Below are 22,253 nucleotides of genomic sequence, written 5' to 3'. Positions count from 1 at the left end.
TGTTACTCAGCTATCCTTTTTTACTGGTTACCGTTCGAGTGCTGAAGCGCACCATCTAGTTGGCCATTGCTTTATAATCAATAAGGATGTCATTGGCCGTCATGTAGTTTTTTAGGAATTCCACCGTGTCCGCTTCTTTACCTGTGAAATCCCTTATGAGCTCATTGTTAAAAAAGAAAACCTTGAGCTTATCGAGTTTTGTTACCTCCCTGGGAAAAACCCTGATGTCGTTGTTAGATACCTTTAGCTCTCTTAGTTTGTTCAGAGTCAGAACAAACAAAGGAAACGCACTGAGATAATTGTTGTTGACGTGGAATATTTCCAGATTATTCAGTTTCCCAAATTCTTCCGGCAGGTAGCTAAGCCGGTTGTGGTGAAGGTACAGGGCTTTTAGATGAGCCAGGTCTGCAATTTCGGCAGGGACAGAATAGAGCTTGTTGTAAGAGGTGTACAGTATTTCCAACTCACTAAAATTGTTGATAGCGGGATCAATCACCTCAAGCTCATTGTGATAAATGTCGATCACCTTGAGCTTTTTCAGGTTGTAGAAACTTGCAGGCAAGTGGCTGATCCGGTTTTTGTACATTGAAAAAGCTTCCAGATTTTCAAATCCGTCGATCCAATCAGGAATATCAAGAATAGCATTATTGTTGAACTGCAGGTTGTTGAGTTCTTTCAGTGCCAGCAGATTTGGTGTGAGGTAGTTGATGTCGTTGTTGTCCAAATTCAATAGCTGCAGGCGCCCGAGGGGGCGCAGGTTCTGTCCGTCTGTCTGAATGCAGTTGTTCTCCAGCTTCAGGGCCCTAAGTGTTCTGATGCGGCCGGTTCTCGATGGGAGCCTCGTTAATTCATTGTTCATCATTACCAGTTCTTCAATTCTCCGAAGCCTGTTTATCTGCTTCGGCACTTCAGTAAGATTGTTTTGATTCAAATAGATCTTACTGATTCGCCAATTCCATCCTGCCGTCAATCCCAGGCTGTCTAGCCGATTGTGCGAGAGGTCCACTACCTCCAGTTGTTTGAGCTTTCGCAATTTACCAGGGAGCTTGGAGATATAGTTGCTTCTCAGGTCAAGAGACTCTAGTTGCTTTAACCGGAAAATAAAAGCCGGTATTTCCCGCAGACTATTGCCTGACAAATCAAGTCTTTTCAGAGAATCGAGCTTAGTACCAGCCAGCTCATCGGGATTAAAAAGCGTGCTGTTTAGACTTAAACTGGTAATATGAGGATAGCTATTCAGGATGATGCCTAAACTATCTGTTCTACAGTGCGATAGGTTGAGAAATTTAATGGTGTCTTTTCGAGTGTTAGCAACAGCGTTTCGCCAATTAAATTCCCCCATTTCAATGGAGAACTTGCTCCTCATTTCGTTGCCCCTTTTTACTTCAGATGACTGTTGAGCCAACAAAAAAACAGGGAAAATAATGATTAAAAACGATAACGCTGCATATTTGCTTTTCATACCTTAAAACTAAGAACTTAGTTAATTATTTCCTACTGTTAAACATGTATAAGAGTGATAATTATACTATTTTTGACGAGCTTAAAACTGAAAGATGAGTGACGAAAAAGGAAGTAGCAAAAGCAACAATTATTCAGCACAAAATATCCAGGTCCTTGAAGGACTAGAGGCCGTAAGAAAGAGGCCAGCCATGTATATAGGTGACGTGGGCATCAGAGGCCTTCACCACATGGTTTGGGAAGTAGTAGACAACTCCATTGACGAAGCGCTGGCAGGCTATTGTGACCTTATCAAGGTAACAATTGAAACTGATAATTCCATTCTTGTCGAAGACAACGGTAGGGGTATTCCCACCGATATCATGGAGAAAGAGCAGAAGTCTGCCCTGGAGGTAGTAATGACTGTACTCCATGCCGGCGGTAAGTTTGACAAAGACACTTACAAGGTATCGGGAGGTCTCCACGGAGTGGGTGTTTCTTGTGTGAATGCGTTATCGACGCAATTGATTGCCACTGTTCATAGAAATGGTAAGATTTATCAGCAGGAGTTCGCTAAGGGTATACCCCAAACCAAGGTAAGCGAAATTGGTGAAACCGATCACCGTGGCACAACGATACATTTCAAGCCTGACGGAAGTATTTTCACATCGCTGGAATATAACTACGAAACAGTGGCTAGCCGATTGAGGGAGCTGTCTTACCTCAACGCCGGTATACACATCACGTTGACAGACAAGCGGAACCTCGACGACAATGGTCTTCCCACCACTGACGATTTTCATTCGGAAGGAGGGCTTGCCGAATTTGTTGAATACCTTGATTCCACCCGGGAGAAGCTCATTCCAGCACCCATCTATATCGATGGAGAAAAGGGAGATATCCCTGTTCAGGTGGCAATGAACTATAATACCTCTTATTCTGAGAATGTGGTGTCGTACGTGAACAACATCAATACCATTGAAGGAGGTACCCATGTGGCCGGCTTCAGAAGGGCGCTGACACGTACATTGAAGGCTTATGCCGACAAGTCAGGGCTTCTTGACAAGGTGAAGATGGAAATTGCCGGTGATGACTTCAGAGAAGGACTTACGGCCGTTATTTCGGTGAAAGTGGCTGAGCCTCAGTTTGAAGGACAAACCAAGACTAAACTTGGCAACTCCGACGTAATGGGCGCTGTTGATACCACTGTTTCGGAGATGCTTCAATATTACCTCGAAGAGCATCCGAAGGAAGCGAAAATGATCGTTTCTAAGGTGATTCTTGCTGCTCAGGCACGTCACGCAGCTCGCAAGGCCCGTGAAATGGTGCAGCGCAAGAATGTCTTGTCAGGAACAGGCCTTCCTGGCAAGCTGGCCGACTGCTCGGACAAAGATCCCGCAGCATGTGAATTGTATCTAGTGGAAGGTGACTCTGCCGGTGGTTCGGCCAAGCAAGGCAGAGACAGGAAATTTCAGGCCATTTTGCCTTTAAGAGGTAAGATTCTAAACGTTGAAAAAGCACAAGAGCATAGGATATACGACAACGAGGAGATCAAAAATATGATCACAGCGCTTGGCGTGAGCTTTGGCACTGAGGACGATGAGAAAGGCCTCAACATGGAGAAGCTTCGCTATCACAAGGTGATCATTATGACGGATGCGGACATTGACGGAAGTCATATACGCACGCTGATCCTGACATTCTTCTTCCGTTACATGAGAGCCTTGATTGAAAAGGGCTACCTCTACATCGCACTACCGCCTTTGTACCTTTTGAAAAAGGGCAAGGAAGAGCGTTATGCCTGGTCGGAAGACGACAGGATAAGAACAGCCAAGGAAATGGCAGGTGATGGCAAAGAAGATTCTATTGGCTTGCAGCGTTACAAAGGTCTCGGTGAAATGAACCCTGAGCAGCTATGGTCTACTACGATGAATCCTGAGTTCAGGAGCTTGAAACAGGTGACCATAGAGTCGGCTGCGGAGGCCGATCACCTTTTCAGTATGCTTATGGGCGATGAAGTGGCTCCAAGGCGTGAATTCATTGAAAAGAATGCCAAGTATGCTAAGGTAGATGTTTAAATAATCGAATCGGAAAAGCTAATTTAGGGTTCGACATTGTCGAACCCTTTTTTGTTTACAAATATATACTTACATGAGCGACCTGATCCTTAAAGACCGCTATTCAACGCAAATAGACAATAGTCAATACATTAGCCGGGATTTGAGCTGGCTGAAGTTTAATCATCGGGTGCTTGATCAGGCCAAAAAGGAAGGCAGACCCTTGCTCGACAGACTGAAGTTTCTTGCCATTACGGCTTCCAATGCTGATGAATTTTTCATGATCAGAATGGGGTCGCTCTATAACTACCTTGACTATGGCAAGGAAAGGGTGGACCTCTCTGGGCTAAAGGCAATTCCGTTCAAACGCAGGCTTCTGAGCGAGTTCAAGATATTTACCAAAGAGCAGACCGACTATTTTGTTGAGCACCTTTTACCAGAGCTCCCAAAGAATGGGATAAAGATTACCCAGGTAGAAAGCCTACAGAAAAAGGAGCAGGAAAGAGTGAGAAACTACTTTCAAAAAGTGGTACACCCCATGCTCACTCCAATGGTATTTGACTCCTTTCACACGTTTCCTATCCTGGTCAACAACGTACTTATTTTCGGCGTGGTGACCAGAAGCAGGGAAGAGCATGAAGAGAAAAGAAAGATGTCTTTCATTCAGATCCCCACCAACCTACCCAGGTTTTATGAGATCGAGCGAAACGACACTTTTTATTTCGTGCCGATAGAAGACATTGTTAGAACATATATCGACTCATTTTTCAAGAACGTCGAAATAATTTCTGAGACTTTGTTCCGGGTTACGAGGAATGGTGATTTTACTTTGGAAGAGTCGGAAGACCTGGAGGCCAACTTTATCGACGAGCTAAAGAGTAAGCTGAAAACAAGGAAAACAGGAAGGGTCGTTAGGATTGAGGTGGAGGATAAGTACGATAAGTGGCTCATAAAGCAGCTCAAGCTGAGGTGGGAACTGGACGAAGAAAACGTCATCACCGTGCACAAACCTGGTTTGATGGATTACACAGGCCTCTGGCAGATTGTTAAGCATTCAGAGTTCTCCCATCTTTGCACGCCTATTCCTGCTCCGGTTCAGCCGGTCAGTATTAGTCAGGATGCTGACGAAAACATCTTTAAGATACTGAAGCGCAGGGATATCATGCTTCATCACCCATACAACTCGTTTGAGCCGCTGATGAACCTGCTTGAAAAGGCAGCAGAGGATCCCCATGTTTTGTCAATCAAGCTTACCATTTACCGGCTAGCAAAGAATAGCCGGATTATTGAAGCGCTACTGAATGCGGCAGAAAATGGCAAGCACGTGTCGGTGCTTTTTGAGGTGAAGGCCCGATTTGACGAAGAGAACAACATGCGGGAGGCCAAGCGGCTGCAAAAGGCTGGGTGCTTTGTCATCTACGGCGTTGGGTTACTCAAGACCCATACAAAGCTGATGCTGATCGTGCGCAAGGAGGGCGAGAAGGTTACCCGCTATGTTCACCTCGCCAGCGGCAACTACAATGAAGCCACTGCAAGACTATATACTGACGTAGGTATCCTAAGCACCAACGAGGTGTACGCCAGCGATGTGTCGGAGTTCTTTAACGCCATCACAGGGCATTCTTATCCTGAGAAATACGAGAACCTGATCACAGCACCCAGGGAAATGAGAAACTCATTGATTGAGCTCATTCTCAATGAGGCGAAGAATGCCACCTCAGGGTTACCCAGTGGCATAGTCATCAAAATCAATTCGTTGCAAGACATCGATGTCATCAATGCGCTTTACCAGGCTTCGCAGGCTGGTGTTCAGATTAAGCTTACAGTGAGAGGTATTTGTTGTCTTCGCCCTGGCAGAGCCGGGCTAAGCGAGAATATCACAGTAGGCTCGATTGTGGGTGAGTACCTGGAGCATTCACGTATCTTCTACTTCCATAACAATGGGGAGCCAAAAGTGTACGCCGGAAGCGCCGACATCATGGTAAGGAGTTTTGATCGCCGGTTGGAATCACTCTTTCTGATAAACGATCCGTTCCTTAAGAAGCAGGCAATCAATATTTTGAAATTCAACCAGAAGGATAACTACAACAAATATGTGATGCAGGAAGATGGCAGCTATGAAGCGGTGCAGCCCGGAGAAAATGAACCGATCTTCAACATCCACAAAGAGTTTTACCGGGTAACGAGGGACATGATTGAGAATGCCAGCCTTTTTTAGATCAGGTTTTCTTTTCTACGTTAAGTTCAAGGTAGCCGGTGGTAGCATCGGGGAGTCGCTTAAAAACGACTCCTTCAAACACTGCCAGAACGATTTCGGCGGTTGTAAAAATCTCGCACCCGTCCATCAGGTGGCCGCCGGTGGTTTTCCCATCACTATCCGACAAGGAGATGTGCAAATGAATGCCATGCCGGGAGAGCGTGCCCGTCAGCGATACTATTTCGTATTTGCCTTCGGTAATTGTGGCTGCATTGCTATTGGCATACCGTATCGCTGCTTTTTTAAGGCTTCCAACACAGGTAATGATTGCGGCAGCATCAATGGCATGTGTCTGAGCCCATTCCGCTAGTGTTTCTTTGAGCATTTCGCCTGGCACCAGCCTTAACGTGTGATAGGAAGCCGACTTAGCCTTCATATGGTATTGTCTTGAATGGTGGTTTGAAGGTGCTCGTTGTATGTTCTCAGTCGAACGAGTAGTCTTTCCTTCGACCCATCTTTGTCCAGCTCTATCTTTTGACCATCGTCAAACTTGATGTACGCCTGGCAGCTCTGCGATTGGAAATCAAATTTTGCTCCGCTTCGGCTCACCATCCTTTCTGACTCCACTATTTTGTTGATGAAAATCTTCTCGATGCCAGCATAGTCTTTCCAGGTGCCTCTTTGAAACCAAAGCAAAGACACAAATTCTTTGTATTGCTTTTGAGATATGTTAAGAGACAGTCCATATCTGGCAGTAAGCATAAGTGCGCCTAAAAAGATCGAAGCGGAAGAAACCAGAAAGCCGAACAGGTTGATGTGCTGAGTGAAGAACATGATGGCAAATATTAAAGCAAGGATACCAAAGAACCTGAATTGCTTTGGCAGCACATATTCGTGCATGATATTGAGAGGCTCCATGGCGCTAAGTTTTTTGGATAGATGAAGTTACAATTCAGCGTGATAACAAAAAAAAGCCACCTCGTTGGAAGTGGCTTTTGTAAATTCGGTTTTGACTTTGTTAGTGTGCGGCCTCAACGGCAGGCTTCTTGCCTTTCTGCCAGAAGAAGAAGATGGTGAATGCCACTATCAGGATGCCTGGGAAGAATAACATGGTAGTCAACGTCTCTTGTCCTGCAGCTAATTCCAGTGCATCTCCGGTAAGTCCCTGCGACAGCGCTTCAGCTCTGGCATCGTCAATCCATCCGCCAATAATTGGCTGCCAGATAGAAGTAGAAAACATACCTACACCACCGACGATAGACATACCGAGAGCACCACTAAGGGGAGCTCTTTGCGCAACGGCTCCAACCATAACTGGCCAGAAGTAGCAAACGCCAATGGCAAATATAACGGCTGCAGCGTAGGCCATAGGGCCGGTAACGGTACTGAATAGATAGATTCCAATGAAAGTAAAAATAGCTCCTCCGAGTAAAACACCGGTTTGGCCGAGAGCTTTTACAACCGGGCCAGCGAAGAATCGGCCTACTGCCATTACACCTGTTGTTAACGCCAATAGTACCATTCCGCTAACACCACTGCTATTGAGTACAATGTTTACCCACTGCTGAGGGCCAAATTCTGAAATGGCTGTAAAGGCCATGAATACAAAGAGGAAAATGTAAACTGGTGAGATCATCGCCTTGAAGTTTTCAGCCAATGAAGACTGACCTTCTATCTTAGGTTTAGGGAATGTTTGTCCCCAGAACAAATAGGCATACACAAGGGTAGGGATGATAAGCACCCAAATTTGAGACTGCCAGGTCATGCCGGCGTCGGTCATGAACTTTGAAATAAGGCTACCAATAACAATACCCCCAGGGAACCACATATGGAACCTGTTAAGCATTTTATTCATGGTTGTACCCGAATAAGAGTCAGCAATCATCGGGTTACACGCTGCTTCAGTACAGCCGTTACCAAAGCCAATGAAAAGTGTCGAGATGATCAGGGTCCAGTAACCACCTGCATAGATGGTGAGCAGAATACCTATGGCATGTGACAAGAGGGCCACCTGCATGATAACTTTAGGGCCTACTGAGTAGTAAACCAGCCCACCAATGATCATGGAGATGGGAAAGCCCAAAAACCACATTGAATTGATGAAGCCGAGTTGTTCGGCAGTCAGGTTGAATTCCTGGCCCAGCTGGGGTAAAATTCCCGCCCGAATCGAAAAGGTGAAGGCAGTGGTGATCAGCGCAAAGCAACTGCCATAAAATAGCCTGTTCTTGTTATCTGTTTCAGACATGTGTAGTGTAGTTTAAGTGGTTCATAGAATTCCCTGAAATTATCATTATTTAAATTTTTTTAATATCCCTTTCACGTAAAAATACTTTTTACTAAATTTATTGTCATAAAAGCTAAATATTATGGAGTTAAGGGCTTTAAGCGACAATAATGTTAGTATGAGTAGTGTCTCTTCTTATGATTCGAGCCATTTCGATGACCAATATAAGATAAAGATCACTTCGAAGAAGCTTCACTCGGGAAGATGCCAGGTAAAATTTTATGCCAGTATTGCTGATCGCAAACAACTGTATGGCTATGTGCTGGTGAATGCTGACGAAACACTTAAAAAAGTGATCGAGAGAATCCGTATGCGACTGGATCGGATGAACACCAGTGATTCATTTCACCACATTAATTTGTACAGCATCGGCAAAAAGGATGCTGACGACCTTAACTTTATTATTTTTGACGCCTGATAACGCTATTGACATGGTTAATATAAACGAGAACATACGTTTTTTGAGAAAGCAGAAAGGGCTGACACAAGAACAATTTGCTGAGAAAGTAGGAATCAAGCGGTCTGTGGTAGGAGCGTACGAGGAGGGAAGGGCCTCACCGCCGCTTGAAACACTGCTTAAAATGGCTGAGCTTTTTCAAATCACTGCAGATGATTTTATCAGTAAAAACCTGAGCAAAGGAGAGGTGGCATCGCCAATTGGGACTGGTGGAAACTCACCCCAGTTCAAGGTGTTGTCCATTACTGTCGACAAAGATGACAATGAGAACATAGAATTAGTGCCACAAAAAGCCTCTGCCGGCTATCTGAATGGTTTTGCTGATCCGGAATATATCGAGGAGCTACCACGCTTTCAGTTGCCTGTGTTGCCAAAAAATGCCACTTACAGGGCATTTGAGATTAGCGGTGATTCAATGTTGCCCCTTGAAAGCGGCACGATTATCATAGGGCAATACCTGGAGAGTTCGGATCACATAAAGAATGGGAAAACCTATGTGCTTGTAACTAGCAAAGAGGGCGTTGTATACAAAAGGGTATTTAATTACCTGAAGGACAACGGCAAGCTATACCTGGTGTCCGACAATGCCGTTTACACACCTTATGAAATTCAGGGAAGTGATGTGCTGGAGATTTGGGAGGCGAAGGCTTTTATTAGCTTCAAGTTTCCTGATGACGGAAAGTCATCAGAGCTGAGCCTGGAAAAGCTTACCCAAATAGTATTGGAGTTACAACAAGAGGTTGTTAAGCTGAAGGACCGCTAATAAGGTCTTCAAATGAGGCTTCCAGCTTGCTGAGCCATTCTTTCTTTTTGCTGATATGGAGGTTGGTCTTTGACAGGTTAAACCATTGACCACCCCCAATATTCAGGAAGGTATCTCCCTTGGTATTATAGTTTGGTTGCACGTCCTCTGGATAGTATTCGGCGATGTAAATTTGCTTTAAAACCTTTCCAAGCTTTTCCCAGGGGATTTTTTTATTGACAACCAATCCACCAAGCCGCTCTTCAATGAAGGCTTCTCTTTTTTCAAACGAACCTTTCAATGAAAGCTTTCTTTCGCCCTTCACAAAGTCCATCTCAAGTGGCTTTTCAACCTTAGCAGTTTCAATACAGGCTTGCTGCAACTCCTGAAGCCAATACTCCCAGCTGCCTGTGTTGGCGGGGTATTTTGCCTCATCTCCCGCAAGGGTCACTTTTATTTTGCACCGGCTCAACTTGTCAGCCTTGCCACTCCAGGTAGTTTTTTTGATTAGGTCTTCCAACGACTCGTTCCACACACCAGGAAGTGAGCCCGACCAGTTGATGTCATCATCTCCGGTGAATCCTTCGTTTAGTATTTCATCTTCCTCAAGCGCTTCTCTGTCTGTATATGTGAGGCTAAAAGAAATAGCTACACTGTCGGAGGGTGCTAGCTCTGCATGAATATGAAAAGAATATGGAGCAGGAATGTTCTGTGTGAAATAGTCAATGGAGATCGTGTTGGTCATGTAGTTGCGCTTCAAAGGACAAATTTAAGATAAAACTGATTCAACTGTTTTCAATTTATCGACTTTGCCCGACGAAGTTTTTATAAAGTGCTCCAAAAAGTAAATGTGCTTTGGGGCATGATAGGGCGGGAGGGCAGCCCTTAGGCTTTCAATTAAGCCACTGACTTCTATGCTTTGAGCTGATTCAACACAGAGAATCAACCTTTGTCCCAATTTTTCGTCTGGCATTCCGGAAGTGAAGAACTGTGCACCAGGAAACATGGTTTCGAGTTCGGGGGCGATGAGTTTGTCCACTTCTTCAGGGAATATTTTAACGCCCCCTGAATTCACGACGTTGTCGTAGCGGCCTTTCCAAATGAAGGTGGTAGCGCTTGTTAGCTCCACAATGTCGTTGGTGGTCACGGGTTGGTTGCCCGTCACCTCCCCGTTAACTACAAGGCATTCACGCTCGTCGGTTGATATTTCAATGCCGGGCAGCAGTGTAAACTCATCTGGGGCGTCTTCATGATTTAGTTTCCTCAAAGCTACGTGCGAGATAGTCTCTGTCATGCCATAAGTATGGTACACTGGCGGAGCAATCGATTTTAATTTGGGTAGATAGCTTAGCTGAACAGGCGCTCCCCCAATGAGGATGGCACTGGCTTTGTCCAGCATTTCTGGACTGTTGTCGAGTGAACTGTACAATTGAAGGGGAACCAACGACATTAAACCCAAAGAAGGCAGCGCCTCAAGGTGATTCATTAATAGTATTGTTGGGCTAATGATCTGCAAGGGCAGGTCATGGATAAGAGCTCGCACCAGTTGCATTTTTCCTCCAATATATCGGGCATCTATGCAAACCGTGACCGGTGTTCCCGGTGCAATCTTCAGAAAATTTATAGTTGCCTTAGCGCTGGCAATCATCTGGTTTCTGGTCACTTGAATTTCTTTTGGAATGCCAGTGGATCCAGATGTGTGGAGGGTGAAACTATTTGCGCCTGACAGCCATTGTTTGATGAATAGGAGAATTCCCTGTTCGTAGTTGTCGAATGTACTCAGGTTGTTAGCTGACGTCAAATCAATATTTTTGTCGTTTAACCAGATGGTGCTATTGTAGGTCAATCAGTGGACAGTATTTAATGTTAATGATCAAATGAGCGCAAATAATAGATTTGTTGGACTGAATTTATATTTTTGATTTTCCATCAAATATAAGTTGATAACAATACTAGAACTTGGCAGAGTCTGATTTTTTACTGGTTGAGCGATTACGCAATAAGGAAGAAGGGGCATTTGAGATTGTTTTCAACTCGTTCTACTCGATTCTTTGCAGCTATGCTAACAAATACCTGAATGACCCGGAGTCGGCAGAGGAAATTGTGCAGGATGTATTTGTTAAGTTTTGGGAGAAGTGTGAGTCACTGGCGCCCGACTCATCAGTTAAATCTTACTTGTTCAGGTCAGTACACAACACTTGCCTTAATCACCTGAAGCATTTGAAGGTAAGGGATGCCTACAAGCAATATGTTGTCAACTACCTCGAAAAAGAATCAACCTACGCCTATGGGATTCACGAAGAGCCGGATTTGGAACAGAAAATTGAGGTGGCAATAAGCTCGCTGCCCCCACAATGTCAGCGAATTTTTAGAATGAGCAGGTTTGACGGGCTGAAATACCAGGAAATAGCTGACCATATTGGTATTTCCGTGAAGACCGTTGAAGTGCAGATGGGTAAGGCACTTAGACTGCTGCGTGAAAAGCTGAAAGATTTTTTGAAAGACAATTGACAGTTGTTTTTTTGAATTAGCCCGCCAAATTTCAGAACTTAGGAAGCTATTGATACATAGCTTGATCCACTGCTAATGAACCGCATGCACATATGAAATCGCATAGATTTCATTTTTTGTTTTCAATACTGCTGTTAGGCTATTGCTGTACTGTGAGTGCGCAAAGTCAGAAGTCTGTGTTGGACAGGGTAATTGACGTTCAGGTTTGGGAGGTAAATCTGGACTCTGCAATTATCAGGGTGTCGGAGGTTTCTGGTATTTTTTTCTCTTACAACGCTGATATCGTACCCATCAAACAGAAATTCACATTAGCTGAGTCCAATAAGTCAGTCAAGTATGTGCTGAGCAAGCTTCTTACCGGCACTGGCCTGGAATATAAGCTCATCGGCGATCAGGTCATTATATTCAAGCCTCAGGTGACTGTTGAGGAGGCCAAGTTTAAGGAGCATGTGATGCTTTTTGGTACGGTAACCGACGACGCCACCGGCGTTCCTATTGAAGGGGTGAATGTTTTTGTTGCAAAGTCAATGTTGGGAGACGGCACTGATCAGAATGGCTTTTTTAGTATTGACCATCTGCCTTTGGGTACCTATGAGGTCACTTTTTCACATGTGGCCTATCAACTGGGAGTAAAGAAAATCAACATTCAGGACACTACCGACATTGCGCTGCGGATAGCTTTGATTTCGAAGCTGGGTCAACTTGAAAGTATTGAGGTTATCTCCACCAGAGACAAAAGCTGGGAGAGGCACTTGCGAGCTTTTCAAACAGCCTTTCTAGGCTCTACACCTAATGCTTCCCGCTGTGTGATAACAAACGACCATGTGCTGGACTTTCAATACTACGGAAACGACGACCTGCTCATAGGCTACGCCAGTGAGCCATTGATCATAGAGAACTGGGCCCTGGGTTATAGGATTTACTATGTGCTGGAGTTGTTTGAGCAACGGGGAGGAACGACGAGGTATGTAGGAAAATCCAGGTTTGAAGAGCTGACCCCTTCCGACGAGGGAGAGCTAAAGCGGTGGAACAAGAACCGTTTGCGAGCCTACCGTGGTTCGCTAGAACACTTTATCCGATCCCTAACGGCTAACAGGTTGCGAAAAGAAGGGTTTCTTGTTTATAAAGTATACGATTTGCCGACTTCCGGTCCTGTGCCATTTTACGAGGTTACTATCAATAGCATACTGAAAAATGGATCACATTCATATGAGAAAAAGTTGTCGTTCAAGGACTACCTCCAGGTAATGTACCTTCGGGAAACAGAGCCAATGTCGTACCTTGAGGAAAAGCAGAAGCTTCTTAGTAATAACCTGGCCTCACCGGCAGGACTTAATTACAGGATGGCTGGAGAGTCAGGAGGGAGCAGGCAGGTGTCCTACTTGCAGTTGAACATTCCAACGGTGTCGGTAGATAGACGAGGATTTATTTACGACCCATTGGCCGTTACAACTTTGGGGTACTGGTCATGGGAAAGGTTGGCGGAAAGTCTGCCGATTGAATATGAGCCCGAAACCCGACCTCGCAAATAAGTTTTCTGTGTATCTTTGCACCTTTGTTGTATTATTGAATAAGGGTCGGGTAAGCAGATAGTGTTACAAGACTAGATATTTCTAATAGGTCGAAAATGATAGAATTGTTGGCTAAATACCTCTCAGGTAATGCCAGTTTAGAAGAGCAGCAGCAAGTTGAAGAATGGAGAAACGAAAATCAAGAGGAGTTTCTTTCGTTCTCAGAAGCATGGTCTGCTACCGATGTAAAGTCCTTTGATGTTGAGAAGGCAAGGGGCTCCGTTATGGGGAGAATTTCCACCCAAAAGAATTTTGCTCAGGTAAGAGAGCCAGCTAGCGGCTTCTCCGGGAAGATATGGGCTGTAGCAGCATCTATTGTTGTGCTGCTGGGTATAGGATACTTTCTTTTTGTGGGTAGCGGTGCTAACACCAGTGACGAAATAACCGTTGACGGATGGGTGGTAGTAGAAACCGATGCTGGTGAGTCTAAGGATGTTAAGCTGTCTGATGGGTCTGTGGTTGCTATGAGCGAGATGTCATTGCTTAGTTACCCCACTCAATTTGCAGATGAAAGAAGAGTGGTATTCAATGGGAAAGCATTTTTTGACATAACGCCTGATCCTGACCATGCTTTCAAAGTGGAAACTGTAGAGGCGCTGGTAACTGTTGTAGGTACATCTTTTCAGGTGAAAACCGAAAGAGAAGCGAAGTATTCGGAGGTGATTGTTGAAACGGGCGTAGTGAGCCTGACTAAGAAACCACAGCCTAATGTAGCCGAGAGGCCGGTAAAGGTCGAACTGTTTCCGGGCGAAACAGGTGTGGTTAGAAGGGAAGGTCAGGGCGTGTCGAAGTCGAAGAACATGAACCAAAACTACCTGGCATGGAAGACCAATAAGATGGTGTTTAAGCAGACAAGCATGAAGGAGGTAGTGAGTACGCTCAACGAAGTTTACAAAGCTGATATCAGGCTGGCAAATAAGGATATTGGTGATTGCCGATTGACTGCTACTTTTGATGGTAAACCAATCAACGAGGTGATGGAAGTAATCAGCCAGACGTTTTCTTTTGAAGTGACTGGTTCTAAAAGCAAATATGAAATAGACGGAAAAGCCTGTAGATAGGCTTTGTTCAGTTGAGAATAAAAAAGGGTGCGTTCGCACCCTTTTTTCGTTTAGGGAAATTTTGGAAATTTCTTGAAGTCAGGTGCTCTCTTTTCGAGAAAGGCATTTTTTCCTTCCTGGGCTTCCTCAGTAAAATAATAGAGCAAAGTTGCATTGCCTGCCAGTTCCTGAATACCAGCCTGCCCATCCAGTTCAGCGTTGAGACCCATTTTGATCATTCTCAAAGCCATAGGACTGCGCTGCATCATGATCCTGCACCATTCCACTGTAGTCTCCTCCAGCTGATCCAGCGGCACAACTTTGTTGACCATGCCCATGTCTTCAGCTTCTTTGGCGCTGTATTGCTGACAAAGAAACCAGATTTCACGGGCCTTCTTTTGCCCTACATGGCGAGCCAGGTAGCTCGAACCAAAGCCAGCATCGAAACTTCCCACTTTGGGGCCTGTTTGCCCGAAAATGGCGTTTTCTGAAGCAATCGTCAAGTCGCACACCACGTGAAGCACATGGCCACCACCAATGGCGAAGCCATTGACCATAGCTACCACAGGCTTGGGCAGTGACCGTATTTTCTTTTGCAGGTCAAGCACATTCAGTCGGGGGACCCCATCCTTGCCCACATATCCGCCAATGCCTTTGACATTTTGATCGCCACCGCTACAAAATGCCTTGTCGCCTTCTCCGGTTAGCACAACCACGTAAACGTCCGGGTCTTCCCGGCAGTAGTCCATCGCCTCCGACATTTCATTGACAGTCTGAGGTCTGAATGCGTTGCGCACCTCTGGGCGATTGATGGTTATTTTGGCTATTCCTTCCAGGAATTCGAAGCGAATGTCTTCGTACTCCTTTATTGTTTGCCATTCAAATTTTGATGCCATATCAGGTGTTTATATGAGATTTGAAATGATTAAAGAACAACTGATTATTTGTCTTGTCTGTTTCTACTTCAAAGATAGCCCGATTTTCATCTTCCATAAATGAGATCAGCTGGCTATTGAAATCTTGCTCGCCGACGCTTTTGAAGTAGCTAAAACCAAATTCCTCTGCCATTCTTACGGCAGTTCTCGATTGTTGCGTTTCAAAAAGTTCTTCAAGCTCTGGCTGCTGGGCCGGGCCGGGGATAAGCCGGAAAATTCCGCCCCCATGGTTGTTAAGCAACAAGATCTTGAAATTGGTCGGCAGGTAATTGTGCCAAAAGGCATTGATATCGTAGAAGAAAGACACATCCCCGGTAATTAGATAATTGGGGACGGCAGAGGTAAGGGTAATGCCAACAGCCGTGCTGGAGCTGCCGTCTATGCCGCTGGTCCCTCTGTTTGCATGCACCGAAATGTTGTTTTGCTGTGAGCTGAGGCCTACAAAATTGGCATATCTCACGGCCATGCTATTGGCAAGGTGCAATTTAGCTTCTCCCGAAATGCTTTTGATGAACCTATATACCGCTTGAAATTCGTTGAAAGGTTGGTTAGCAAAAATGCTGTTGAAATTCTCCTTTACTTTCTCGTCAAAGCTTCGCCAGCTTTCTATGAACTCAGGAGATTTTGGCGCAATGTCCGAATCAACAAGATATTTGAAGAAGTTAGGCGGACTCATTCTGACAATTCTTGTCAATGATTGCATCGGATCTGGAATGTCGCCAGCCTGGGCAATATGCCAGTGGGAGCTGGCCCGGTGCTGCCTGAGAAACAGTTTGAGGTTCTTGCTGATCACCGACTGCCCTAAAGTGATCAGAAGGTCAGGCTTTAAACTAGCAGGGGCTTTTGGTAAAAAGGCATCCGAATGCCTGATAGTACCCGCAAAGCCATGCAGGTTGGCAATGATGTCGGCCACGACAGGAATATTGAGCTTAAGCGATATAATCGAAAGAGCGTCGATAAGCGACTTGTCGGGCTTGTGCTGCCCAACGACAATAACAATTTTCGCATACTGACTCAGTTCTTCTGAGAGCCGCAAAAGTGTGTTTTTGCCTGGAGAGCTTTCAAACGCCGGTTCGTCGATGAGCTTAATCGCCTTATCAAAGACCAGTTTTTCACCTTTTTCCGGGTAGAAAGGCTCCCTCAAAGGTACATTAATATGCACCGGGCCATTCCCGAGCGACCTGGAACAGTTGATGGCCTCGTTCACCAACCGATGTGAGAACCATAAGGCATCCTTATGTTCGAAACTGTCGGGAAAGCTGAAAGACTTTTTTATATGAGGCTCAAATATTGCCTTCTGATTGATTGTTTGGCCATCCCATTGTTCAAGCCATTCTGGTGGCCGGTCGGCTGTTAATACCAGCATGGGGACGTTTCGGTAGTAAGCCTCAGTGACTGCCGGGGCATAATTGAGAACGGCAGTACCTGATGTGCAAATAAGTATTGTCGGAGTTTCTGTCCGCTCAGCCATGCCCAATGCAATAAAGGCTGCTGCCCTTTCATCGGGAATTGTGTAGATGTTGAAGTCACCGTGCCTATTGAAGGCCAGTGTAAGTGGTGCACAACGAGATCCCGGCGAAAGTACCACATTGCGTAGTCCTTTCAGGTAACAAATACTGGCTATATCGTTGATTGCTTTGATTACCATTTTTGCTGGCTAGAACAGGCACATCAGCGTTTGGAGTTTCAGTTCGGTTTCTTCAAATTCTTTCTCTGCTATCGAATCTTCGGTAACTCCAGCTCCCGCAAATAACCTGGCCCTATCTGAAAGTAGTTTCATGGATCGCAAGTTAACATAAAGCTGGGTGCTGCCTTGCATATTTACGGGACCCAGATAGCCCGTGTAAAATTCCCTGTCGAAGCCTTCAAACTCCTTAAGGAATTGCAACGATGGCTCCAGTGGCATGCCACAAACTGCCGAGGTGGGGTGGAGTAAATCCAGCATCACGCTACCTAACTGCGGGAAATTGACGGCCGCCATATCCACGTAGAACTCTGTTTTCAGGTGGGCCAGATTACCTGCCTTCACAGACTTGGGGCCCTTTTCTTCATACTCCCTTAATCGTATTTTTTTAAAGCAGTTGATAATGTATCGGCAAACCAAGGCTTGTTCTTCAATTTCCTTTTGGGTCCAGGCTACCTGGGAAAGATCGCCTGACTCGGGAATTTTTTGAGTGCCGGCTAAAGCCACACTCTTGAACCACCTGCCATCTACTATGCTGAGCAAAAGCTCCGGAGTCGCTCCCATCCATATGCCAACACCGGGAATGCCGAAAATATAGACGAAGGCGTTGGGGTATAGCTGGTGAAGCCTTTCAAAGGCGGATATAAAGTCCCAGCCTGTAGGGTAGTAAACCTCGGAAAATCGAGAAGGAACCACTTTATGAAATACTTCCGCTTTTATGTTTTCCTTTGCTTTGTTTACAATGTCTATAAACTGGGCTTTTTCACTATTGGCGGTGTTGCCCGTGGTTGGGAAGTACGATTCGAGTGATGCTGGGCCTAGCGGTTGAGATGAATCCTTGATAAATGAGTCTGTGTACTCATTAATTACACCAACAGCCGGGTTTGCCTGGAAACAGGAATTATTGTCGGTGGGGATAAGTACTAGGTCTGCATTGATTTTGATATTTTTTTTTCTCCCCTCGTTCAGAAAGGGGCTTACAACAAAGCCAGGGCTTGCTTCTTCTAAATCTCCTTTGTCGGTTGATGGTTGTTCGCCCAGGTCAACGATACCCAGGAGTTGGGACTGGCCTTGTTTTTTCCAAAAAGCGAACGATTTCTTTCCATTAATGGCTCCCGAAATGATCTCCTTGATGTGAAGCTCTCTGATCTCTGTTTCCGTACTGCTCTTCTCCTTCAAAAAAGTGGTCGTTTATGAATGGTGTCGAAATTTAGCACTGAATGAATTACCCGCAAAACAGCCTGTTGAATTAAAATGTTTATAGGAGGACATATTTATTCTTTACTCGTAGTTTTGTGGCTCATTTGACAACTAGAGCGTGAAGCAGTTATACATCGTTAGGCATGGGGAAACCCAGTTTAACAGGGAAAAGAAGGTACAGGGGCGAGGAGTGAATGCCCCGCTGAACCAAACAGGACAGGAGCAAGCCAGGGCGTTTTTCAATCATTACAAAGATGAAAAGTTCAATAAGGTATACGTGTCTTCGTTGATTCGTACCTATCAGTCAGTGGAATCATTTATTAATCAGGGTATACCCCACGAGAAACTTGAAGGACTGGATGAGATTAGCTGGGGGAATAAAGAGGGACTTGCTTTTGAACCAGACATCCACAGTCATTACCTGACCACACTTGAGGCATGGCAACGAGGTGAGCTTGATCAGCGGATAGATGGGGGAGAGTCGCCGATTGAGGTCATGGAAAGGCAGAAGATGGCTATGAATTATATTCTAAGCAAATCAGATGAAGAAAAAGTGCTGATATGTATGCACGGACGAGCTATTCGAATTCTCGTTTGCTGGATGCTCGGTTATCCGCTTCAGCTAATGGAGAGCTTTGGCCATTCAAACCTTGGTTTGTACGTTTTCAACTACACCGGGGGGCAGCTTTCGATGGTCACATCCAACGATGTCAGCCACCTCGAAGGTGTTGAATTAATCTGAAGTCAGCCGGGCTAGCTCCCTTTCAGCGCTCGAATCGATGCTGGCTTTGTAAGGATGGTTATCGAATGCCATTGCTTTTTCAAAATACCATTTTGCTTCTTTGGCTTTCCCAGCATTCTTCATAATAAGCCCAAGCTGTAAAGCAGCATTAGCACCCATGTACCACGGCTGCCGTTCGGAGAGCTTCAAGGCCTGTTGGTAATGAGGGATAGCTTCAAAATTTTCTCCTTGCAAATGATAGAGCCTCGCCAAGCGATAATAGTATTCACATAGCCACTTTCCATCAAGTTCCGATGGTTTTGCAACGGACAGTTGCCCCTGAGCTTCTTTCCAATAACCTCCGTCAGTTAAAAGTCTGGCCTTTAGCAGCGGGATCGGATATTGGTTCATTTCTGTTAGAAATACATCCGCATTTCTGTCTGGTTCAGTGGTGCTTCGCTGCATTTTCGCAGCCTTTTCGCTCCAGCTATTTGCACTGGGTGTGTCGTTTTCCAGGTAATAGGAGGCGGCTATTTTGCTCATTGCATCTTTCTTGAAGCTCTCGCCATTACACGATTGGATGAACATGGCGTAGTACTCCCGGGCTTTTGCCATATCCATTTTTTCAAGATACAGGTCGCCAAAAAGGTAATATACTGGAGCGAGTTTTTTTTGTTGATCTGCGGAGATTTTAGATAAGGTGGTCAACGCCTGCTCGCCCTTGTGCGCCTTGTTGAGAGAAGTGGCCAGCATAAATCGGGAAAGCGTGCTATTGGGTTGCTTTTCCAGGATTTGCGAAAACAGGGCACTTGCTTTGACTGGTTCATGAAGCGGGTAGGCATAGAAGTATCCAAGGATGATGAGGGCCTCGTCAGCCAACGGGCTGTTACTGGATGAAAGCCTAGTGAGTTGTTCAATTCCCCTGGCGATATCGCTCTGAAGACCAATCAACCGGATGGCCCATTCGTACTTTTCGGGCGTGAGACCAATGAGGATGTTGATGACACCAGATGACTTTAAGAACGGGAGGATTTTGTCATCACGGTTTTGAAGCTCATCTATTTGGTTGTGGGCCTGCATCAAACTGTAAAGTCCCGACAGGTAGTCCCCAAATTTGATTTTAAATAGCGCTTCCTGCAATTTCATGTCTGCCAAATAGAAGGCTTTTCCTGCATCACCGTCCGATAGTTCCTCAATCCATGTTCTTCTCTCATGGAGATTGCTGAGGTAGTTTTCGTAGAAGCTGTCGTCCTCAGTGTAGATCATCTGAAGAAAGTCGCTGAGGTTAAGGAGGTAGGCTTTTTCTGCTGAGCTGGGGAGAGTTGCCAGAAGGGGCTTGGCCTCAGAGAGCCTGTATTGTAGAATTAGTTCGTGGGTTGCTACCACGGAGGGTTGCCATCCAAGGTCTGTTTGCATGGCAGAGGTGTGAAAAAATGGCAGGAGCGCAAACAAAAACAGGCGAGCCTTGAGGCTCACCTGTTTATATGGGGTACAAACGAATGCCAAGAAATTACTTTCTCGTCCGTTTTGTTGTTTTACCTTTTGTGTCTTCTTCTTCAATCTCGTCATCAACTCCTGCTAATATACGACCGCAGTGTTCACATACGATGAGTTTTTTCTTCTCTCTGATGTCAGCTTGTCTTTGAGGAGGAACAATATTGAAACACCCGCCACAAGCACCTCTGCGTACAGGAACAACAGCTAAGCCATTTACGGCGTTAGCCCTTGTCTTGTCGTAAGACTTCAACAATCGCTCTTCAATTTTAGCTGCCGCTGCTTCACGCTTTTTGCTGAGGGCTTTTTCGTCGTCTTCGCTTTCTTTCACGATGACGTCAAGCTCCTTTTTCTTGCTTTCAAGGTCTTTGCTGCGTTCGCTAAGAACGTCCTTCGTTCCTTGAATTTCTTCTTTTTTGGTATCGATCTTTACGTAAGCCTCTTTGATCCTTTTTTCAAGAATTTGTATTTCAAGCTGCTGTAATTCAATCTCCTTGGTGATTGCGTCGTACTCACGATTGTTGCGGACATTCATTTGCTGCTCACCGTACTTTTTGATGAGTTTTTCTGCGTCCTTAATTGCGGTTTTGTTATCTGAAATAGAGCCTTCAAGTTCTTCCAGATCCTGGTTGAACTTCTGAACTCTGGTCTCATAACCGGCAATTTCATCCTCAAGGTCCATCACTTCTTCTGGAAGTGCTCCCCTGATTTTTTTTATTTCGTCGAGGTTGGAATCAATTTCTTGGAGGTTGCTGAGCGATTCTAATTTTTGTGCTACGGTGCTTTCCATTCAGTTCTATAAGTAATATCTGACGGGGTTTGTGTTTGCTTTAGACAAACGGAGTGCAATATTAGTGAATTTTTGTTTTAATTTCCTATGAAGCAGGTTTTTTGTAGAGACCTCACTTTCATAGTGTCCAATATCAGCCACCAGTACCTTGCCTTCGGCGTCGAAATACTCGTGATATTTGAAATCGGACGTCACAAATGCGTCGGCTGATTGTTTTTTGGCACTTTCCAATAAGAAGCTTCCAGCCCCACCGCAAACTGCTACTGTACGTATCTTCTTGTCGACCGGCGTGTATTTTATCACCTGAAGATCAAATTTTTGCTTAAGGTGACCCAGAAAATCTTCCGGCTCCGTAGGTTCCGGCAGAGTGCCAATCATTCCCGATCCAACTTCCTGGTTTTGGTTTTGCAGCGAAGAGAGATAATAAGCTACCTCTTCATAGGGATGTGCCGTTTGGAGTGTGCTTATGATCACCGGACTCAAATGCGATGGGAAGATTAACTCCAGGCGATCTTCATGTACTAGCTCAAGCTGGTGAGCGGTGCCAATGTGGGGAACCGCCTTATCATTTGGTTGAAAGCTGCCTGTTCCGGCTACCCGGAAACTACAGTGGTCATAGTTCCCGATTTGTCCGGCGCCTGCTTCGTGCAAAGCTGCCAAAACTTCTTCGGTATTGTCTTTTGGGCAAAACGTAACAATTTTTGAAAGAATCCCTGATTTGGGTGCCAGTATCCTGAGATTCTCTAGTCCTATGATGTTGGCGATTTCAGCGTTGACACCATCTAGTACGTTATCAAGATTTGTGTGGATGGCGTAAATGGCAACGTCGTGTTGGATAGCCTTGATCACTGTTCGCTCCACGTAGTTGCTTCCGGTGAGTGTCTTAAGTCCCTTGAAGACAATCGGATGATGGGCGACAATGAGATTACACCCTGTGGCGATGGCTTCGTCAACAATTTCTTCTGTGGCATCCAGGGAGATGAGCACTCCCGTGACCCGATTAGAAGAGTTTCCAACTATCAAACCAGCGTTGTCGTAGCTCTCCTGATACGCCCTTGGAGCCAGAGTCTCCAGGTATGAAGTAATTTCTTTGATCGTTATTTCTTCTTTGCTCATTCGCTTCTCCTTAT

The 22,253-nt window shown here is 45.3% G+C and carries 20 protein-coding genes; 8 read left to right on the top strand and 12 right to left on the bottom strand.

Annotated elements, in window-relative coordinates:
* Positions 1-55 precede the first annotated feature (55 nt).
* Positions 56-1,366 carry a leucine-rich repeat domain-containing protein gene (locus tag RIG68_RS06865; RefSeq protein WP_350120265.1) on the bottom strand — a complete coding sequence of 437 codons (1,311 nt, stop codon included), beginning with the start codon at positions 1,364-1,366 and terminating at the stop codon, positions 56-58.
* Positions 1,367-1,556: 190 nt separating this feature from the next.
* Between RIG68_RS06865 and gyrB the strand changes: the two genes are divergently transcribed.
* Positions 1,557-3,518 carry a DNA topoisomerase (ATP-hydrolyzing) subunit B gene (gene gyrB / locus RIG68_RS06860; protein ID WP_350120262.1) on the top strand — a complete coding sequence of 654 codons (1,962 nt, stop codon included), beginning with the start codon at positions 1,557-1,559 and terminating at the stop codon, positions 3,516-3,518.
* Between the two features lie 73 nt (positions 3,519-3,591).
* Positions 3,592-5,715 carry a polyphosphate kinase 1 gene (gene ppk1, locus RIG68_RS06855; RefSeq protein ID WP_350120259.1) on the top strand — a complete coding sequence of 708 codons (2,124 nt, stop codon included), beginning with the start codon at positions 3,592-3,594 and terminating at the stop codon, positions 5,713-5,715.
* Between the two features lies 1 nt (position 5,716).
* Here the strand turns inward: ppk1 and RIG68_RS06850 are convergent, their stop codons facing one another.
* The 3 genes from RIG68_RS06850 to RIG68_RS06840 all read right to left on the bottom strand — a co-directional run bounded on the left by RIG68_RS06850 (position 5,717) and on the right by RIG68_RS06840 (position 7,939).
* Complete coding sequence (locus tag RIG68_RS06850; RefSeq protein WP_350120257.1) at positions 5,717-6,130, bottom strand: PPC domain-containing DNA-binding protein; 414 nt, start codon at positions 6,128-6,130, stop codon at positions 5,717-5,719.
* Positions 6,127-6,612 carry a hypothetical protein gene (locus RIG68_RS06845; RefSeq protein WP_350120254.1) on the bottom strand — a complete coding sequence of 162 codons (486 nt, stop codon included), beginning with the start codon at positions 6,610-6,612 and terminating at the stop codon, positions 6,127-6,129. Before RIG68_RS06845 ends, RIG68_RS06850 begins: the two co-directional genes overlap by 4 nt.
* A 100-nt stretch (positions 6,613-6,712) precedes the next feature.
* Complete coding sequence (locus tag RIG68_RS06840; RefSeq protein WP_152000903.1) at positions 6,713-7,939, bottom strand: MFS transporter; 1,227 nt, start codon at positions 7,937-7,939, stop codon at positions 6,713-6,715.
* A gap of 121 nt (positions 7,940-8,060) precedes the next feature.
* Between RIG68_RS06840 and RIG68_RS06835 the strand changes: the two genes are divergently transcribed.
* Both RIG68_RS06835 and RIG68_RS06830 read left to right on the top strand, forming a co-directional pair.
* Positions 8,061-8,396, top strand: coding sequence for a hypothetical protein (locus RIG68_RS06835; protein ID WP_350120252.1), 336 nt, complete (start codon positions 8,061-8,063; stop codon positions 8,394-8,396).
* A 13-nt stretch (positions 8,397-8,409) separates the two neighbouring features.
* Entirely contained in the window at positions 8,410-9,198 is a 789-nt protein-coding gene (locus RIG68_RS06830; RefSeq protein ID WP_502880048.1) for an XRE family transcriptional regulator, read from the top strand.
* On the opposite strand, the gene RIG68_RS06825 is transcribed toward RIG68_RS06830, so the two are convergent.
* Complete coding sequence (locus tag RIG68_RS06825; RefSeq protein ID WP_350120248.1) at positions 9,179-9,937, bottom strand: hypothetical protein; 759 nt, start codon at positions 9,935-9,937, stop codon at positions 9,179-9,181. The two genes, RIG68_RS06830 and RIG68_RS06825, sit on opposite strands and share 20 nt — an antisense overlap.
* A gap of 9 nt (positions 9,938-9,946) precedes the next feature.
* Entirely contained in the window at positions 9,947-11,023 is a 1,077-nt protein-coding gene (locus RIG68_RS06820) for an AMP-binding protein (protein ID WP_350120245.1), read from the bottom strand.
* A 113-nt stretch (positions 11,024-11,136) separates the two neighbouring features.
* On the opposite strand from RIG68_RS06820, the gene RIG68_RS06815 reads away from it, so the two are divergent.
* From RIG68_RS06815 to RIG68_RS06805, 3 genes are all read left to right on the top strand, one after another.
* Entirely contained in the window at positions 11,137-11,688 is a 552-nt protein-coding gene (locus tag RIG68_RS06815; protein ID WP_350074681.1) for an RNA polymerase sigma-70 factor, read from the top strand.
* A 92-nt stretch (positions 11,689-11,780) separates the two neighbouring features.
* Entirely contained in the window at positions 11,781-13,220 is a 1,440-nt protein-coding gene (locus RIG68_RS06810) for a carboxypeptidase-like regulatory domain-containing protein (RefSeq protein ID WP_350120242.1), read from the top strand.
* Positions 13,221-13,315: 95 nt separating this feature from the next.
* Positions 13,316-14,320 (top strand): FecR family protein, encoded by a 1,005-nt coding sequence (locus RIG68_RS06805; protein ID WP_350120239.1) that lies wholly within the window; start codon positions 13,316-13,318, stop codon positions 14,318-14,320.
* Between the two features lie 50 nt (positions 14,321-14,370).
* Here RIG68_RS06805 and menB read toward each other — a convergent pair whose 3' ends face one another.
* The 3 genes from menB to RIG68_RS06790 are packed head-to-tail and all read right to left on the bottom strand — an operon-like array spanning position 14,371 to position 18,097.
* Complete coding sequence (gene menB, locus RIG68_RS06800) at positions 14,371-15,195, bottom strand: 1,4-dihydroxy-2-naphthoyl-CoA synthase (protein ID WP_317491317.1); 825 nt, start codon at positions 15,193-15,195, stop codon at positions 14,371-14,373.
* Position 15,196: 1 nt separating this feature from the next.
* The gene (menD, locus tag RIG68_RS06795) at positions 15,197-16,882 is read right to left on the bottom strand and encodes a 2-succinyl-5-enolpyruvyl-6-hydroxy-3-cyclohexene-1-carboxylic-acid synthase (protein ID WP_350120236.1); all 1,686 of its coding nucleotides are present in this window, start codon (positions 16,880-16,882) and stop codon (positions 15,197-15,199) included.
* Between the two features lie 9 nt (positions 16,883-16,891).
* Positions 16,892-18,097, bottom strand: coding sequence for a chorismate-binding protein (locus tag RIG68_RS06790; protein WP_350120233.1), 1,206 nt, complete (start codon positions 18,095-18,097; stop codon positions 16,892-16,894).
* A 139-nt stretch (positions 18,098-18,236) separates the two neighbouring features.
* Between RIG68_RS06790 and RIG68_RS06785 the strand changes: the two genes are divergently transcribed.
* Entirely contained in the window at positions 18,237-18,860 is a 624-nt protein-coding gene (locus tag RIG68_RS06785; RefSeq protein WP_350074671.1) for a histidine phosphatase family protein, read from the top strand.
* Here RIG68_RS06785 and RIG68_RS06780 read toward each other — a convergent pair.
* The 3 genes from RIG68_RS06780 to RIG68_RS06770 form a co-directional block, all read right to left on the bottom strand.
* Positions 18,852-20,255 (bottom strand): tetratricopeptide repeat protein, encoded by a 1,404-nt coding sequence (locus tag RIG68_RS06780; RefSeq protein ID WP_350120230.1) that lies wholly within the window; start codon positions 20,253-20,255, stop codon positions 18,852-18,854. The two genes, RIG68_RS06785 and RIG68_RS06780, sit on opposite strands and share 9 nt — an antisense overlap.
* A 94-nt stretch (positions 20,256-20,349) precedes the next feature.
* On the bottom strand, positions 20,350-21,123 hold the full coding sequence (locus tag RIG68_RS06775; RefSeq protein WP_152000890.1) for a zinc ribbon domain-containing protein: 774 nt from the start codon (positions 21,121-21,123) through the stop codon (positions 20,350-20,352).
* A 6-nt stretch (positions 21,124-21,129) separates the two neighbouring features.
* Positions 21,130-22,239 carry a Nif3-like dinuclear metal center hexameric protein gene (locus RIG68_RS06770; protein WP_350120227.1) on the bottom strand — a complete coding sequence of 370 codons (1,110 nt, stop codon included), beginning with the start codon at positions 22,237-22,239 and terminating at the stop codon, positions 21,130-21,132.
* Positions 22,240-22,253: the final 14 nt, after the last annotated feature.

Origin of the sequence: Imperialibacter sp., assembly GCF_040222385.1 — a bacterium.
In the GTDB taxonomy this organism is placed as follows: Bacteria; Bacteroidota; Bacteroidia; order Cytophagales; family Cyclobacteriaceae; genus Imperialibacter.
The sequence above is the reverse complement of the archived record's forward strand: the minus strand, read 5'-3'. Positions and strand labels throughout refer to the sequence as shown.